Origin of the sequence: Hyphomonas jannaschiana VP2 (assembly GCF_000685215.1) — a bacterium.
GTDB classification, from domain to species: Bacteria; Pseudomonadota; Alphaproteobacteria; order Caulobacterales; family Hyphomonadaceae; genus Hyphomonas; species Hyphomonas jannaschiana.
On the sequence record NZ_ARYJ01000003.1, the window covers coordinates 77,106 to 94,510 of the forward strand.

General features: G+C 60.4%; 10 protein-coding genes and 1 tRNA gene. 9 read left to right on the top strand and 2 right to left on the bottom strand.

Annotated features, from left to right (window positions below; all coding sequences use genetic code 11):
- Positions 1–279: 279 nt before the first annotated feature.
- Complete coding sequence (locus HJA_RS05150; RefSeq protein WP_035579193.1) at positions 280–3,276, top strand: TonB-dependent receptor plug domain-containing protein; 2,997 nt, start codon at positions 280–282, stop codon at positions 3,274–3,276.
- A gap of 231 nt (positions 3,277–3,507) precedes the next feature.
- Positions 3,508–5,712 (top strand): M3 family metallopeptidase, encoded by a 2,205-nt coding sequence (locus HJA_RS05155; protein WP_035579195.1) that lies wholly within the window; start codon positions 3,508–3,510, stop codon positions 5,710–5,712.
- Between the two features lie 14 nt (positions 5,713–5,726).
- Here the strand turns inward: HJA_RS05155 and HJA_RS05160 are convergent, their stop codons facing one another.
- Together HJA_RS05160 and HJA_RS05165 are read right to left on the bottom strand one after the other, a co-directional pair.
- Positions 5,727–7,127 (bottom strand): dicarboxylate/amino acid:cation symporter, encoded by a 1,401-nt coding sequence (locus HJA_RS05160; RefSeq protein ID WP_051597392.1) that lies wholly within the window; start codon positions 7,125–7,127, stop codon positions 5,727–5,729.
- Between the two features lie 103 nt (positions 7,128–7,230).
- Positions 7,231–7,305: transfer RNA gene (locus tag HJA_RS05165), tRNA-Thr, on the bottom strand.
- Between the two features lie 77 nt (positions 7,306–7,382).
- Here HJA_RS05165 and HJA_RS18675 point away from each other — a divergent pair.
- The 7 genes from HJA_RS18675 (at position 7,383) to HJA_RS05195 (ending at position 17,405) form a co-directional block, all read left to right on the top strand.
- Positions 7,383–7,520 (top strand): hypothetical protein, encoded by a 138-nt coding sequence (locus HJA_RS18675; RefSeq protein ID WP_199285794.1) that lies wholly within the window; start codon positions 7,383–7,385, stop codon positions 7,518–7,520.
- Positions 7,517–8,722, top strand: coding sequence for a cytochrome P450 (locus HJA_RS05170; protein ID WP_035579198.1), 1,206 nt, complete (start codon positions 7,517–7,519; stop codon positions 8,720–8,722). The genes HJA_RS18675 and HJA_RS05170 overlap by 4 nt, the downstream gene beginning before the upstream one ends.
- 64 nt (positions 8,723–8,786) lie before the next feature.
- Positions 8,787–10,067, top strand: coding sequence for a UDP-N-acetylglucosamine 1-carboxyvinyltransferase (murA, locus tag HJA_RS05175; protein WP_035579201.1), 1,281 nt, complete (start codon positions 8,787–8,789; stop codon positions 10,065–10,067).
- A gap of 21 nt (positions 10,068–10,088) precedes the next feature.
- Positions 10,089–10,541: a DUF2948 family protein gene (locus tag HJA_RS05180; protein WP_035579204.1), complete on the top strand. Its 453-nt coding sequence runs from the start codon at positions 10,089–10,091 to the stop codon at positions 10,539–10,541.
- A gap of 143 nt (positions 10,542–10,684) precedes the next feature.
- Entirely contained in the window at positions 10,685–11,995 is a 1,311-nt protein-coding gene (gene hisD, locus HJA_RS05185; protein WP_035579676.1) for a histidinol dehydrogenase, read from the top strand.
- Complete coding sequence (locus tag HJA_RS05190; protein WP_035579206.1) at positions 11,985–12,473, top strand: UPF0262 family protein; 489 nt, start codon at positions 11,985–11,987, stop codon at positions 12,471–12,473. The genes hisD and HJA_RS05190 overlap by 11 nt, the downstream gene beginning before the upstream one ends.
- A gap of 150 nt (positions 12,474–12,623) precedes the next feature.
- Positions 12,624–17,405 (top strand): calcium-binding protein, encoded by a 4,782-nt coding sequence (locus HJA_RS05195; protein ID WP_035579208.1) that lies wholly within the window; start codon positions 12,624–12,626, stop codon positions 17,403–17,405.

Consider the following 17,405-nt stretch of genomic DNA (forward strand, 5'->3'; position numbering starts at 1 on the left):
GTATGCAATATTTAAAGGGGCGCGAGGCAGGTCAAGCGCCCACGACAGGTGATTGCCACAGTCATCTTCCAGACCAAAGGGGGCTTACGGGCATATTGTGATAGAAAAGGCACACTATGTGGGTGAATTTGTCCGGAAGATGAATTTAATGTCACGAAACCTTGTCAGTTCGCAATCTGCCGGACAAACCTTGCACCAAGCGCCAGCGTCCGCTGGTTGCATCCGCGTGTGAGGCGCGGACTTGAGCAAGCTCAGGCTTAATTGGTTAGGGGTAATAAAATGAATAAGAGACTGTTCCGTCGGTCTGTGTTCAGTGGTGTCGCTATTGGCGCGCTGATCATGACGGGTGCTGCAAACGCACAGGAAACGGATGCGGCTGACGAAGACGTCGTCACGACGATCGACACCACGCCGTCCGAAAGCGAAGCCCGTCAGGAAAAAATCGTTGTCACGGGCTCGCTGCTCGCACGCGACGAATTCGCATCTTCTTCGCCGATCCAGGTGATCACCGCCGAAGTGGCAACGCTGGAAGGTCTCGTCGACACGGCTGCCCTGCTGCAAGGTTCCTCCCTCGCTGCCGGCTCGACCCAGCTGAACAACACGTTCCAGAACTACGTCACCAATGGTGGCCTTGGCGCGCAGACGATCGACCTTCGCGGTTGTGGCGACACGCGTACGCTGGTTCTGATCGACGGTAAGCGCCCGGGTGCTTCCGGTACGCGTGGTGCGATTGCGGCGCTCGACCTGAACGTCCTGCCGCAGTCGATCATTTCCCGCGTTGAAGTCCTGAAGGACGGTGCGTCCACCATCTATGGTTCAGACGCTGTTTGCGGCGTGGTCAACATCATCACGCGCGACTCGGTCGACAGCCTCGAGCTGAATTTCGACGTTTCGCGTCCGTTCGACTCCGGTGGTGAACAGTATGGCGTCAGCGGCGCATGGGGCTTCGATCTCGGCGACAGCGCAAACTTCACCATCTCGGCTGAATACCGTCTGTCCGAAGAACTCGACGCTTCTGAGCGTGATTACCTCGAGTGCCCACGTGATTATGTTGCCGACCCGAACGGCGGTGGTCTTCTTGACCGCCTGAACTACTCGGCGACCGCAACCAACCCGAACCGTAACTGTAGCAACCTTTACTACAATACGGTTATCGATGCGTTCTCCGGCGAGCGTCTTGTCCCGTCTCCGAACGGCGCGACGATTCCGTCCATCTACGGCACGAGCATCCCGGGTTACCGCCCGCGCGTTGGTACCGGCACGGACCCGAACACCGGCGCTCTGTACTTCGAAGACATCCTCGACTCGCCTCTGCTCGACAACGAAGACTTCTTCCCGCGCAACGAGAACATCTCGCTGTTCGGTACGGCTGATGTCGATCTCGGCGGCATGGCCTGGGATACGGAAGTCCTGTACAGCCGCCGTGAAACCGAAGCGGAAGGCTGGCGTCAGTTCTTCCCGGTCATCGGTACCGCTGACAACGCGGCTGGCAGCCCGTTGTACAGCTACATCCTCGACCCGGGTTACCTGAACTCGGCCGGTGGCCTTGCTCAGATGGTTGCTCCGTTCCCGACCACCGACAAAGTGACGATCGATTACTACTACGTATCGTCGTCGCTTTCTGGCGGCTTCTCCCCGGGCTTCATGGACAAGTGGTCCTGGAAAGTTGACGGCACCTATTCGCGCGGCGAAGGCACCTATGAGGGCAATGAAATCCTGCTCTCCAAGTCGGGTGACTGGAACTATGACGGCGTTGCCGACTACAACGGCGACGGTGTTGCCGATGCCCTGGCTCCGCCTTCGATCGACTTCCTGGATCCGGACATCCTGTCTGGTGCCCGCGTCGACGATCTTGTCGCTGCCGTTGGTGGCTACCAGACCGGCAACACGGTTTACGAGCAGACGACCTTCACGGCCGTTCTTGCTGGCGAACTGTTCGATCTGCCGGCCGGTCCGCTGGGCCTCGGCCTCGGTGCTGAGTACCGCGAATTCTCGATCGACGACAAACCAGGTGAGCTGACCCAGACTGGCGACATCTGGGGTTCCTCGACCGCTGGTCCGACCAAAGGCACGAATAGCGTGTCGGAAATCTTCGCAGAAATCAGCGTTCCGCTCATCAAGGGTGCACCGCTGGCTGAAGATGTCGAGTTCTCGGGCTCTGTCCGTGCATTTGACTACGACCTCGGTGGTACGGACTCGATCTACAAAGTCGGTCTGAACTGGCAAATCACGCCGACCGTCCGTGCACGTTCGAGCTATGGTACGTCCTACCGTGCTCCGGCGCTGTTCGAACTGTTCCTGGAAGACCAGACGGGCTTCCTGAGCCAGACGAGCATCGACCCATGTATCAACTGGGCTGACTCAACCAACCCGAACATCCGGGCAAACTGTGCGGCTGCTGGTATCCCGGACAACTACACCGGTACCGGTTCCTCGGCGCTCGTGATTACCTCTGGTGGTGGCGATCTGCTCGAGCCGGAAACCGGCGACACGTTCACCGCTGGTGTGATCTGGACCCCGACTTTCGCAGACATCAACATCGCGCTTGATTACTACGAAATCGAGATCTCCGATCAGATTACCAGCCTGACCGGTGCTCAGATCGTTGGCGGTTGTTATGCAACGACGACCTATCCGAACGATTTCTGTGACCTGTTCGATCGTAACCCGGGTGATGCCACGATTGGTGCCTTTAACCTGGACAACATCCAGGCGCCGACTCTGAACGTTGACTCGCAGTCGCAGTCCGGCCTCGACCTCGAGGTCCGCTACACTGGTGAGTTCAACTTCGGTACGGTTACCTTCGACAGCTCCGTCAACTGGGCTCTCGAGCGTTACATCAACGTCTTCGGTTCGGACTTCGTCTCTGGCATTGAGGATAATGACTTCAACGGCACGATCGGTTATCCGAGCGTTGTCGGTGACGCGTCGCTTCGCCTTGACCGTGGTGACTGGACCTACACCTGGTTCACCGACTTCACTGGCCGCCAGGACGACAACCGTTACTTCGCTGCTGACTACAACGATCCGCAGAACTACTTCGGTCTGACTGGTCTGTACAAAGTGTACACCGAAGCACAGTGGACCCACGGTGCGTCGGTTCGCTGGCAGGGCGATACCTGGTCGATCACCGGTGGTATCAGCAACATCTTCGACGAGCATCCGCCGCAGGTGTCTGACATCGTTACGACCAGCGCCGGTAACACCCCGCTGAACGCGACAGCGTACGACCTCCGTGGTCGCCGCGCCTTCGTCAGCGTGTCGAAAACCTTCTAAGTCCATCCGGACTTTGGAATTGAAATCAGGGAAGGGCGGACCGGAAGGTCCGCCCTTTTCTTTTTGATTTGCACCCAGGCTCATTTTGTTTGAAATTGAGGAATAAATTAAACAGGTTGTGGGTTGCGCGCTTGCCTGTCCCGGAAATCCTGTTGATATAAAGTAACGAAACGTTTCGCGGCGTATCGCGCTGCCAGCCCTCTACGACACCAGACACAGTCAGGACCTGCCATGACCCGTTCCAGAACTTTTCTGTCCTTCATCCTCGGTTCCACCATGATGACCGCCTGCGCGGGAATTACACCGGAAGACGCAGGTGGCAGCGATCCGACCGAGCTGGCAGGCACGACCCGACCGTCATCGGAGGAGACCGCAGAAACGGTGACGGAAAAGGCGGCCTGGAGCCCGGGCGATGTATTTGAAGGCCCGTATGGCGGTGTGCCGGCGTTCGACAAGATGGACATCGCGCTGATCGAACCGGCTCTTGAAAAAGGGATGGACGCGGCGCAGGCCGAGATTGACGACATCACGGCGAACCCGGATGCGCCCACCTTCGAAAACACCATTGCCGCCATGGAGGACAGCGCGCGCGAACTGGAGCGGGCACTGGTCTACTATTATCTCTGGGGCTCGAACCTCTCGACACCGGAATTCCGCGAAATCGAAACGCGGATGGATCCGGAGATCCAGGCTTTCTACGACTCGATCAACCAGAACCAGGCCCTGTTTGCCCGCGTCGATGCGGTCCGGACGGGCGATGAGTATGAAACATTGACCCCGGCGCAACAGCGTCTGACGGAAATTATCCATCAGCGCTTCACCCGCAACGGCGGGACACTGACGGGGGAAAAGGCGGAGAAATTCGCTGCGATCAACAAGGAACTGGCGGGGCTTTACGCCGAGTTTTCCAGCAACCTTCTGGCTGACGAGGAAGGCTGGGTCACCTATCTGACCCCGGAGCAGACAGGCGGTCTGCCGGAGTCTTATCTGAGCTCTGCCGCGGCCGCGGCTGAAGCACTGGGCAAGCCGGGCATGTACGCGGTGCGCAATACGCGTTCGTCCATGGACCCGTTCCTGACCTTCTCTACCGAGCGTGACCTGCGCGAACAGGTCTGGCGCAATTACTATAATCGCGGCGACAATGGCGATGCGCACGACAACAATGCCATCATTGCGGAGATCCTGAAGCTGCGTGATGAACGGGTCGGGCTGCTTGGCTACGACAATTATGCGGCCTGGCGCCTGGAAGACCGTATGGCCAAGACGCCGGAGCGGGCGTTCGACCTGATGCTGCAGGTGTGGAAAGCCTCCGTCGCGCGTGTGAATGAGGAAGTTGCCGACATGCAGGCGCTCGCCGATGCGGAGGGCGCAGACATCACGATTGAGCCCTGGGATTATCGTTTCTATGCAGAGAAAGTCCGCAAGGCGAAATACGAACTCGACTCCGAGGAAGTGAAACAATACCTGCAGCTCGACAATCTGCGCCGCGCCATGTTCGACGTGGCCGGTCAGTTGTTCGGATTTGAGTTCGTGCCGATCACAGATGGCTCAGTGCCGGTCTTCCATCCGGATGTCACGGTGTATGAGGTCAATGACAAGGCGACCGGCCGCAATGTCGGCCTCTGGTACTTCGATCCCTTTGCGCGGGACGGTAAACGCTCCGGCGCCTGGGCGACGACCTATCGTTCTCACGAAAGCTTCCGGGGCGAGAAGAACGTCCTGGCGGCCAATAATTCGAACTTCGTCAAGCCGGCGCCGGGCGAGCCCGTACTCTTGTCCTGGGACGATGCCGAGACCATGTTCCACGAGTTCGGCCACGCGCTGCATTATCTGTCGCTGCAGGTCGAGTATCCGAGCCTGACCGGCGGCCTCCGCGACTATACCGAGTTCCAGTCACAGTTGCTGGAGCGCTGGCTGTCGACCGATCATGTCATCGACACTTATCTCGTCAGTGCAGAGACGGGGGAGCCGATGCCGGAGGAACTGGTTGAGAAGATCCGCAAGGCGTCCACCTTCAATCAGGGCTTTGCGACGACGGAATATCTCGCCTCAGCCCTGATCGACATGAAGCTCCACATGGCGGATCCGGAAGGCCTGGACCCGGACAAGTTCGAACGGGAAACGCTGGATGAGCTGGGCATGCCGACGGAACTGGTGATGCGCCACCGCACGCCGCAATTCGGACACGTCTTCTCGGGTGAGGGCTATGCCGCCGGCTATTACGGGTACATCTGGGCCGATGTGCTGACGTCCGATGCCGCAGAAGCTTTTGCCGAAGCCTCGGGCGGTTTCTACGATCAGGATGTTGCCAGCGCGATGGTGAAATACCTGTTTGCCGCCGGCAATTCGATGGACCCCGCAGAGGCCTATCGCCTGTTCCGCGGACGCGATGCCGAGATCGGCGCCCTCATGCGCGACCGCGGTTTCGCAGAGTAAGGCGCTGCGGCCGGTCAGGCCGGGCTATCCGCCGATACATTTTGCGCCGGGACCGGAGCCTCCTCTGGTTCCGGCGTTTCATTTGTGCGCTGCCCTTTCGGCGTCACGATGCGACAGAGGACAAGGTCGCCGGTCACGTTGACCAGCGTGCGCGCCATGTCGAGGATTCGGTCGACGCCCATTACCAGCGGCAGGCCTGTCAGCGGCACGCCGAAACTGGTCGCCGTGGTGGCGAGGATGGCGATACTGGCCCCAGGCGCGGCAGGCGCGCCAATGGAGGCGCCGGTCAGCGTCACCATCACCAGTGCCAGGTCTCCCGGCGACAGGGGCGTACCGGAAATATCCGCCAGGAACATGATCGCCACGGACTGGTAAAGCGCCGTGCCGGCCATGTTCACCGTCGAGGCCAGCGGCACCACTGCGCCCGCGAGCGAGGCGGGCGTTTTCAGCTTGTCGATCGCCGTCTTCATGGTCAGCGGCATCACGGCGGCCGAACTGGATGTGGAGAAGGCCAGCAGCTGCACTGGCACGACCGCCCGGATAAATCTGACCGGGTTCATGCGCCCTAACACGGTCACGATGACAAGGTACAGCGCCAGCAGGCAGGCAAGGCCTGACAGGACAATGCCGCAATAGGTGGCGAGGTCTCTCAGCGTGCTGAGGCCGTTTGTGGCGGTGGTCTCGGCGATCAGGCCAAACACGGCCAATGGGGCAAACCGCATCGCCGTGCGGATCACCGTCATGGAGACTTCCAGCATTGCCTCGGCCAGCGCCACCAGCGGGCGGGTCAGTTCCTTCTTGTCAGCCGTCACCGTGGCGATCCCGACGAAGAGGGAGAACATGACAATGGCCAGCATGTCCTGCTCAAGCAGGGAAGCGGCAATGTTCTGCGGGATCAGGCCGGTGATCATGTCCGGCAGTTCCCGCGTGATGCCCTCCAGCGGCGAGACCTGCGGCTCGGCCAGTTGCAGGTTTTCCGGTTTCAGGCTGGGCGCGGAGGGGTAGGTCTGCTCCAGGCCCCGGCCCGGACGGATGAACCGTGCCAGCGAAATACCGATCATCGTGGCGCTGACTGTTGTCAGCAGGACGAAGGTCAGCAGTTTCCGGCCCACCGTGCGCAGGGCTTCACCGCCGCCTGTCCCGGCAATGCCCAAAATGATCGAGCTTGCCGCCAGCGGGATAATGACCATGCGTACCAGCGCCAGGAACAGATTACCCGGCAGGCCCAGCCAGTCGCCAATTACGGCGGCCTGGTCGCGTGGGACGAAATCCAGGTCCGGCCCAAGGATCAGGCCGACCCCGATGCCGGCCAACAGGGCCAGGATCACCTGCAGCCACAGCTTGCCCCGGACAAGCACATCCAGCCGCCGGTTGAGGCGGTTATAGGTGAAGCGGGGCTTCTTTACGGAGGCCATGGGCTTGTGTCTCGTGGATTGGATACCCAATCCATATGAGCCCGCCACGGGGAATGAAAGCCTGTAAGGCCCCTTAGGTGGCGTGAATTTTCCGGAGGGAAGCTGGTGCCGCGAGAGAGAATTGAACTCTCGGCCTCATCATTACCAATGATGCGCTCTACCACTGAGCTACCGCGGCATTGCAGGTGCGGAAAGCGGCGTTTAGCTTAAGCCACTCGACATGAAAAGACCGTTTCGCCGCGAATTGCACCTGACATGACAGACAAATCCCCTCCAAAGGACGAGAAAGCCGAACGACTGGCCGCCGCGCTGCGGGCCAATCTGCGCCGCCGCAAGGCTGCTGCCCGGAAGCCTGCAGCTGATTCTGCGGCCAAACCGGGCAAACCCAAGTGACGCTTTCCCTCTCATCGCAGGCCTATCTCTCGGCCCCGCATGAGACATTGGCCGCGATTGTGGCCGGCGACGCCTGGTGCCGGACAAAGATGCCGATTCTGGGTAAAATCGACCTCGTCACCCGGCACGGAGCGATTCATGCTGTGCTGAAGGATAAAGAACGTTTCGTCGTGGATGCCCGCCATGCAGGGCACAAATCGCCGTTCGGCATGCCGCTCCTGCCGAAGTCCCTGAAAATCATGGCGGACAATGTCCTCTCCATGGACGATCCGGACCATTCGCGCCTGCGACGCCTCGCCGATGCCCCGTTCCGCCGCGCCGCGATCCTGACCCAGCGCCGGAAGATCGTCGCCTATGCGCATGAGCTGCTGGACCTGATGGAAACGGACGGGAACACGGATCTCGTGTCAGGCTTCTGCCGTCCGCTGCCACTGAAAGTGATCTACGGCCTGCTCGGCTTCCGGCCAGAGACCGAGGCGAATCTCTCCCGCACGCTCAGCAACCTGACCGCCACCGATTCGCCGCTCACCATGCTCTGGGGCCTGTTCCGGCTCGGTCACATCCAGGACATGCTGCGCGAGGAATTCCGCGCCCTTCACGTGCAGCCTCGCGAAGGCCTCGTCTCGGAACTCGTCCATGCCGAGGCCGATGGCCAGAAGATGAGCGAGAACGAGCTGCTCGCCATGGTCTTCGTCCTCTTCGTGGCGGGGCATGAGACGACGACGCATCTGCTCTCGTCCGGCGTCTGGACGCTGCTGACCCAGCCCGGCGTCGCCGATCAGGTCCGCGCGATGGATGAAGACGCCCGCCTCGTCGCTGTCGACGAGTTGATGCGCTACTGCACGCCGGTCCAGATGACCAAGCCACGCTTCGTGAAGGAAGACATGGAGTTCGAGGGCCGGGCGCTGAAACGGGGCGACCGCGTCTTCGGTTTCCTCGCTGCCGGCAACATGGACCCGGCCGAGTTCGACGACCCGCTGACGCTGAAACTCGCCCGCCGCCCGAACCGGCATGTCGGTTTCGGCTCCGGCCCGCATGTCTGCCTCGGCATCCACCTCGCCCGGCTGGAAGCGGAGGCTGCGTTGGACGTCCTGCTCAACCGCTATCCGGGCCTCGCCATCGAAGGCGCCGCCGATAATGTGAAATGGATCTCCCGCGCCGGCCTCAGGGGGCTGAAACGTCTGCCGCTCGTGCCTCGCTGAAACCCGCTGAAAATCAACACATTCCGGCCCTCCCAAAACCGCGAAGCACGGTATAAGAGCCCTCATGGACAGACTCGTTATTCAAGGTGGCCACAAGCTGAATGGCCATATCCCGATCTCCGGCGCGAAGAATTCGGCGCTGAAGCTCATGGTCGCCTGCCTGCTGACGGACCAGCCGATCACCCTTACAAACATGCCGAGCCTGGCAGATACGCGCTTCCTGGCGCAGCTGCTGGAGACGCTCGGCGTGGAAGTCTACTGGCCGAAGGGCGAGTCGACCTGCCACCTGAATGCCGCCGAGCTGAAAAGCACGATCGCGCCCTACGACCAGGTGCGGAAGATGCGGGCGAGCTTCAACGTGCTTGGCCCGCTGATCGCGCGTTCTGGCCACGCCACTGTCTCGCTGCCCGGCGGCTGCGCCATCGGCGCCCGCCCGGTAGACCTGCATCTGCAGGCGCTCGCCGCCATGGGCGCGGACTTGAAGGTTGAGCAGGGCTATGTGAAGGCCGCAGCCATCCATGGCCTGAAGGGCGCGCACATCAACTTCTCCATGCCGAGCGTCGGAGCGACCGAGCATGCGATGCTGACCGCCACGCTGGCCGAGGGCGTGACCGTCCTCGAAAACGCCGCGCGCGAGCCGGAAATCGAAGACCTCGCCGTCTGCCTCAACAGCATGGGCGCGGATATTTCCGGTGCCGGCACGTCTGTCATCCGCATCAAAGGCGTAGAGAGCCTGAAAGGGACGACCCACCCGGTCATGCCCGACCGGATCGAGGCGGGTACCTATGCCATCGCCGCGGCCGCTGCAGGCGGGGACGTCACGCTGGACGGTTGCCCGGTCGATGCGCTGGGTGCCCTGATCGCCAAGCTGCGCGAAGCGGGCGTGACTGTGGACGCGGACGAAGCCGCCCACACGCTGCGCATCCGCCGCAACGGGACGCACCTCAAAGCCGTGAACCTGTCGACTCAGCCGCACCCCGGCTTCCCGACAGACCTGCAGGCCCAGTTCATGGCCCTGATGGCGATTGCCGACGGCACCAGCGTCATCCGCGAAACGATCTTCGAGAACCGTTTCATGCATGCGCCGGAGCTGTCCCGCCTTGGCGCAGACATTACCGTGCGCGGGCAGGAAGCCATCGTGAAAGGCGTGCGCCAGCTGACGGCGGCGCCTGTCATGGCGACAGATTTGCGCGCATCGGTCTCGCTCGTCATCGCAGGGCTTGCGGCAGAGGGGGAAACCGTGGTGAACCGCATCTACCACCTCGACCGGGGGTTTGAGCGGCTGGAAGAAAAGCTGACCGCCTGCGGCGCGAAGATCGAGCGCCGGTCTGGGGAAGAGGAATAATCTGGGTCTGAAGGGGCTGGCATGTCTGAACTGAAACCACTCCGCCTCCTGGCTGAAGAGGCCGAGGATCTCGAAATCATCTCCGCCGCGGTGCAGGATTCCGTGGTGAAGGCCGAGAACCTTAATTACGAGGCGCGCATCCGCCGCTTCTCGCTGGAGATCAACCGTTACCGTTGGGAAGAGGGCGTTACGAAGCGCCGTGATGGCGAGCGCGTGCGCTCGCTCCTGGCCTTCGACGGCGTGCTGGGCGTGAAGACCCGCGCCGTGACCAAGGCCGACCCGGAACTGATCCTGTCATTGCTTCAGGTGACCTTCACGCCGGACGCCGAACCGCCCGGGGGCAAGATCACGCTCCTTTTCGCCGGCGACGGCGAAATTGAGCTGACCGTCGAAGCCCTCGACGCGACCCTGCTCGACAGCGACTACATCTGGAACACCCGCCACACGCCCAGCCACGAACGCCGGAAGCGGTAGGGTTTACTCCTCCGCTTGGGGGTAACATCGCCGGGAAGCGGGGGCGGCCAAGCCCGCGGGGCGGGATGCGCCGACTCAGCGCCTTGCCAGCGGCGGATGGAGAGTCCATGAAGCGGGGTTCAGACAAACGGAATTCCGCGCCCATGGCCCGTACATTCAACACATCCGCACCGGATTTCGAGACCCGGTTCAGCCGCTTCCTTGGGGAACAGCGGGCGGACGGGCATGATGTCGGCGGCATCGTCGCGAAGATCTTGGACGAGGTTGAGGCGCGAGGCGGCGAAGCCGTGGCCCGTTATACAGCTCAGTTCGACGAGCTGCAGATCGACCCGACCACGCTTCAGTCTGATAATGTGGACCTTGCGGCCCTCGCTGCCGAATGCCCGGCAGACCTGAAAGAAGCCATCGACTTCGCGCATGATCGCATTGCCGCCTATCACAGCGCCCAGCGCCCGTCAGACCATTCGTTTACGGATGAGGCTGGCGTCGAGCTTGGCTGGCGGTGGACGTCGCTGGAAAGTGTCGGCGTCTATGTGCCGGGCGGACGGGCGAGCTATCCGTCCTCGGTCCTGATGAACACGGTCCCGGCTAAAATCGCGGGCGTGGACCGGATCGTCATGGTTGCTCCTGCACCGAAAGGAGAGATGGCGCCTGCCGTCGCCTATGCGGCGCTGCGGGCGGGTGTGGATGAGTTCTACCCCATCGGCGGCGCGCAGGCCGTCGGTGCGCTGGCCTTCGGGGCAGGGCGGCTGAAGCCGGTCGACAAGATTGTCGGTCCCGGCAATGCTTTCGTCGCGGAAGCGAAGCGGCAGGTGTTCGGCCGGGTCGGCATCGACACGATTGCCGGGCCGTCGGAAATTCTCGTGATCGCGGACGAGACGGCCAACCCTGACTGGATCGCGGCAGATCTGCTGAGCCAGGCCGAGCATGACCCGTCTTCCCAGTCGATCCTGATTGCTGTGGACGAAGTTGTGGGCAGGGCTGTGGATAACGCTGTGGATAAGCAGTTGAAAACGCTGGCCACGGGCGAGCGCGCAGCGCGCTCGTGGTCGTCCCACGGGGCGATCATCATTGCGCGCGACCTGGATGAGGCGGCCACCATCGCCAACCGGATCGCGGCAGAGCACGTGGAACTCGCTGTGGCAGATCCCGACGCCATGCTGCCGAAGATCCGCCACGCAGGCGCAGTGTTCCTCGGCCACCACACACCGGAAGCGCTGGGCGACTATGTGACCGGGTCGAACCACGTGCTGCCGACCAGCCGCGCGGCGCGGTTCTCCTCCGGCCTTGGCCTTTATGATTTTCTCAAGCGGATGAGCGTGCAACGGGCGAGCCCCGAAGGCTTTGCTGCCCTCGCGCCGGCTGCCCTGCGCCTGGCCGAGGCTGAGCGCCTGCCGGCGCATGCGCGCTCCGTTTCCATTCGCTCGAACGCAGGACCCGGTGATGTCGGATAAGAACCGCCTCATCGCCGTCGAGATCGACGAGGATACGCTTGGCGCGTCCGGCCCGGATGCGGAGCATGAGCGCCGCGTCGCCATCTTCGACCTGATCGAGCAGAACAGCTTCGCCCTGCCGGAACATGGCGAAGGCCCGTTCATCCTGGCCCTGTCGAAGGTGGAGCGGCGCCTCGTCTTCGCCGTGCGCGACGAACACGGCAAGGATGTGCACACCTTCATCCTTTCGCTGAACCCGTTCCGGGGCGTGATCCGCGATTATTTCATGATCTGCGACAGCTATTATGACGCGATCCGGACCCAGTCACCGCACCAGATCGAAGCGATCGACATGGCCCGGCGCGGGGTTCACAATGAAGGCTCGGAACTTCTGGCCGAGCGCCTGCAGGGCAAGGTGGAAGTCGATTTCCTCACCGCCCGGCGCCTCTTCACCCTGATCTGCGCCCTCCATGCAGGGCAGGCGAGAGCCGCGGGCTAGGCGGCAGAAAAGTCCTCCTGAATTCACAGAGCTTCTTCGCGTCTCGGGTGAAACCGGGTTGCGACCTGAAATTGTGCGTGCCATTTCTGGCTAGCCTGTAATTCGCAATGAAACCTGCAGGAATCCAGGCGCGCAACGGGGACGCTTTTCATGACCGAGATTACTGGCACCAGCGGCAATGATACGCTGGACGGTACCAGCGATGATGACACAATTTCTGGCGGCGATGGGAATGACCGGATTGACGGTGGGTATGGAAACGATCTGCTGGAAGGGGACGCGGGTCACGATGTGCTGATTGGCGGTGACGGGGATGACACCTTGGTCGGTGGAGACGGACAGGACATTTTCTTCGGCGGAGCCGGAACGGATACGTTTGATGGCGGAGAGGGAACAGATTCCCTCTATTTCGGGGCTTACGAAGACTTGGAAGACGGTGGTCAGGATTCTGACATTGTTGTCGATGTCACAGCGGGCACCGCATCCCATAATTGGATAACCGAAACATTCACCAGCATCGAAACATTCTGGCTGGCGAATGGCAATGACACATTTGTTGGCTCGAACGGGAACGACACCGTCTACGGCCAGACCGGTGATGACTACCTGAGCGGCGGTGACGGCGACGATTTCCTCGGCGGCGGATCAGGTGATGATACGCTTGTCGGCGGCGCAGGAAATGACCGTATCGCTGGTGGTATGGGCACGGACATCATCGATGCAGGTGCCGGTGATGACACCGTGTCATTCCTGTCGAATGAAGGCGAAATCCTGGACACGGTCGACGGAGGCGATGGAACAGACCGGATTCAGTTGGTCTGGGTCGCGCAAGGCCCTGGCTATTATTCATTCGATTCTTCCATCAGCGGATTTGAGGAGATCAGCATTGTTTTCGGTGCGGGGCAGCAAGATCAGCGCCTGATATTCGATGCCGAATTTTTCCGGAACAATTCGATTACGATGATTGATCCTTGGCAGCACGAGGTTCAGGGACAATCCGTGAGTATCGAAATCGATATGGACGAAGAGGTCTTTCTCGATCTCTCCGCTTTACAGTTCAGCGAGAACTGGAACGATTTTGCCTCGAATGGTGAGGTGGGCGACACTCTGAAAATCATAGGTGACGACTCATCGGAAACCATCATCGGGTCCGAGGTCAACGCTGAGATCGATACCGGGGGCGGCAATGATACAATTTATGGCGGCCTCGGTGATGACACTCTGATCGGTGGGGCCGGGGACGATTACCTGTCTGGGGGCTTTGGTAATGACGCGGTCTTCGGGGGCGAAGGCAACGACCGGATCGAAAACGGATCTGGTCAGAACACGATCGATGCAGGAGCCGGCGACGATATTGTCAGTTTCGGAGGCGATGATGGCGAGGTCGATGATTTTATCGACGGTGGTGATGGCGTCGACACGGCTCAATTTGTCGCTTTCCCGGCGAACGGGGACTATGTTCACGTAAATTCATCCGTGGTCGGCTTCGAGGTCATCGAGGGCTTTTTTGCCACAAGCTCTGCAAATATGCCGGCTCCGGTTCTGAACCTGCAATTGGACGCCGCTTTTTTTCAGGCCAATCAGATCTCAAACATTCGTTCGAATGCGCATAACGCAGATGGCTCGCACTTCAACATCACGGTTTTGATGGGTGATGAGACAACAGTGGACCTGTCCGCGCTGCAATTCGATGCCAACTGGAATAACTACACGCCTTATGGCGCGACCGGCGATTCCCTTATGATCATTGGTGACGATGCGAACGAGACCATCATCGGCACTTCGTATTCCAACATCATCCGCGGTGGCGGGGGAGATGATCTGCTGACCGGTGGCATAGACATGGACCGGTTCGAGTTCTTCCATGGCGACGGAAACGATACGATCACGAATTTCGACCCCTTTTGGGATCTTATTATTCTTCGTGGGTTTTCAGACGCTGAAATTGATGCTGCTTATTCAGGGCGCCAGATAGAAGGCAATGATATTGTCTTGTCATTTTCCGATGGCGATTCAATCCGTCTACAGAACGTAAGTTCTGAAGACTTCTCCAAAAACCAGCTTGTCGGGGCGCCCGCTGAACCGGATATACCAGGCGATACCAGCACGGATGCCTGGATCGTCCCGGGGGAGACGCTCTCGTCTGAAATCGAGAGCTCAGCCGATTCCGACTGGTTGCGGTTCTCCGTCGGTGCCGACGAATATTTCGCAATAGAAATTTCCGCTGAGGGTAATCTCGAAACGACGATCCGGGATGCTTCAGGAAATGAGCTGAACCTCTCGACCACGCGGTTCCAGACAATTTACGACCCCGTTACCGGCAATCAGGTCCTCCTTCTCAAGCATCTACCCGAAGGTGACTATATCCTGGATCTCAGTGCTTACAGTTCGCGGGCATACACGATCGATGCGCGGATACTGGAAGACGAATTTTCTGCCGATACCTCTACCACTGGCCACATTGCCCTTGGCGACACACTTGAGAGCACCTTTGCATTCGAAGGTGACAAGGACTGGATCAGGTTTGACGGTGTCGAGGGACAGGTGCTCCGGTTCAGTTTTAATACGTCTTCCAGTGTTATAGATGGCTATGGTCCCGCGCTCTATGACGCATCCGGGAATTTGGTGGATTTACCGGGTTACCTGGGCCAGAATGTCACGACCAATCCGGCGACTGGCGAGCAATATTTCACGTTCGAGGTGCCATCAACGGGCGAGTATTTCCTCCGGCTCTATGGGAGTTTCTCCGAGCCCGGTTTTGATGCCTCCTATACAGTGTCGATGTCCGAACTGGATGACATTCCGGCCGATGTCAGCACGACCGCCATATTGGTCCAGCCCGGCGAAACCATTCTTGGTGAACTGGAAATCGCGGGAGATTCTGACTGGTTCGCCATCGATGTGGCCGGGCCGCAGACGATCCGTTTCCTGGCAACGGGTGACCAGGATAGTCTGTGGACGTCCAGTTTGACTCTGACATTCTATGATGAGGCGGGCAATGTTATCGGTACAGGCAGGCCGGAATATGACGGGAATTACGACCTCATCGGAAACGGCTTCCTGCACGCTGACCATGCAGGGCGTTACTATGTGGCCGTGGAAGGCGGCAACACGAATACGGGCTTCTACAGTCTGACGGCAACGCCGCTGGATTACGGCACGCCTCTGCCCACGAGCGATGGCACAAGTATCCATGCCGGAGGGGGGATTTACGGTTCGATCGGCACAACAGGGTTGCCGGATGGGCTGCTGGCAACTGCACTCATCCTCACGGGAAGCAATGGCGATCTGGAGTTGAGTGTTGGCATTATTGATCCGGTGGCGGATCAACAGCTTTCGTCTGTCAGACTGGGGGTCGATGGGGCGAATGTTACGGCCTCCTCCCTGCAGAGCTTCGATGGCGGTTTTGCCGCTGTCTACATCATCGCCGACTACGATACGTCGACATCGACATTGATGGCCGCCTTTTTTGACGAGAGCGGGACCCAGACGGGAGAGCCAGTCGTCCTGGGCGGAATCACAGGCACGCAGAGCGGACTGACTCAGGAACTGGGCGTTATCCGGAATGCAGACGGGTCGATTGGCATCACGGCGGGGATCAATACGCCTGACGGGGCGCAGCTCTACCTGCTTGACGTTGCAAGCAGCGGAACGGTCCAGGCCGTAACGCTCGTTGCGTCTCTTGATGGCGCCAGCGTTTCAGACCCGACCCTTGTCCTGCTGGAAACCGGCGAGCGCCTTGTCACCTGGATCGAAAGTTCGGCGACAAGTGGACTGACCCAGCACACGAGCTTCATCGACCCCGCTGGTTCGGCAAATCCCGGCGTTCTCGCTGGGCCGGACCTGAGCTTCTCGGATCGTGACGCGGTTGTTACCTCGGTGAACGGTGGCTTCGCGGTCCTACGCTCCATGGGCACACATTACGAGCTTCAGCTCTTTGACCTTGATGGCACTGCTCGTGGCGGACCAGTGTCGATCGGCACGGTCGGCGGTACGCCAGGTACTTATGATTTTGATGTGCTCGGCATGGCGGATGGCACCATCGTCACGGCCACGACCGGTCCTGACGGTGTCCAGATCAGCCGCTTTGATAGCGATGGCACGCTGCTGGGGGAAGCAACCCAAGAGTATTCGAACTGGAACGCCTCCCGCAACGTGCATCTGACGGCCCTGTCGGACACCTCGTTCTCGCTCCTTTTCGGCAGTGGTGCCGGTTACGAATTTCAGGTCAACACGTTCGACCTGCCACCCGTCATGACTCGGCTGGATGGCAGCGATGGCGCCGAGCATCTGGATGGCTCAAGCCTGGCCGATTTCATCCGGGGCTTTGCCGGCGATGACTATTTGACCGGCCTGTCCGGCGATGACGACCTGTTCGGCGGCACAGGCAACGACCACATTCTCGGTGGGGACGGGCTGGACCGGCTGACTGCCGGCGGCGGCAGCGACAAGATGCTGGGCGGCAAGGGGGCGGACACTTTTGTCCTCACGGCCGACGGCATTGCGGACACGATCTCCGATTTCGACTTCCGGGAAGACCATATCGAGATTGTCCGCGCCGACGGTCTGCAGGGCATGAACGATCTGACCATCACGCAGGACGGGCGGGATGTGGTGATCACCGGGCAGGGGCTGGAAGTCCGCCTGTACGATACATCCGCCGAGGCCCTGCATGCCGGGCATTTCGTCTTCGTGGATGACATTGACGACAGTTTCATCGCCCTCCCGGAACCGGCCAACACCGCCGCAGAGGCGCAATCCGTGGACAAGCCGGTCGTGTTCGAGGACCTGTTCCCGGACGGGTTGCCTGAGCCGGCAGATCAAGTCGCGATTCACCCCGTCCTGACTGTCGATTACGAACTGGATGCCCATGATCATTGGGTCATCACGCCGGGTGACACCCCCCTGGATCCGGGCTGGTTCCTCAACTGA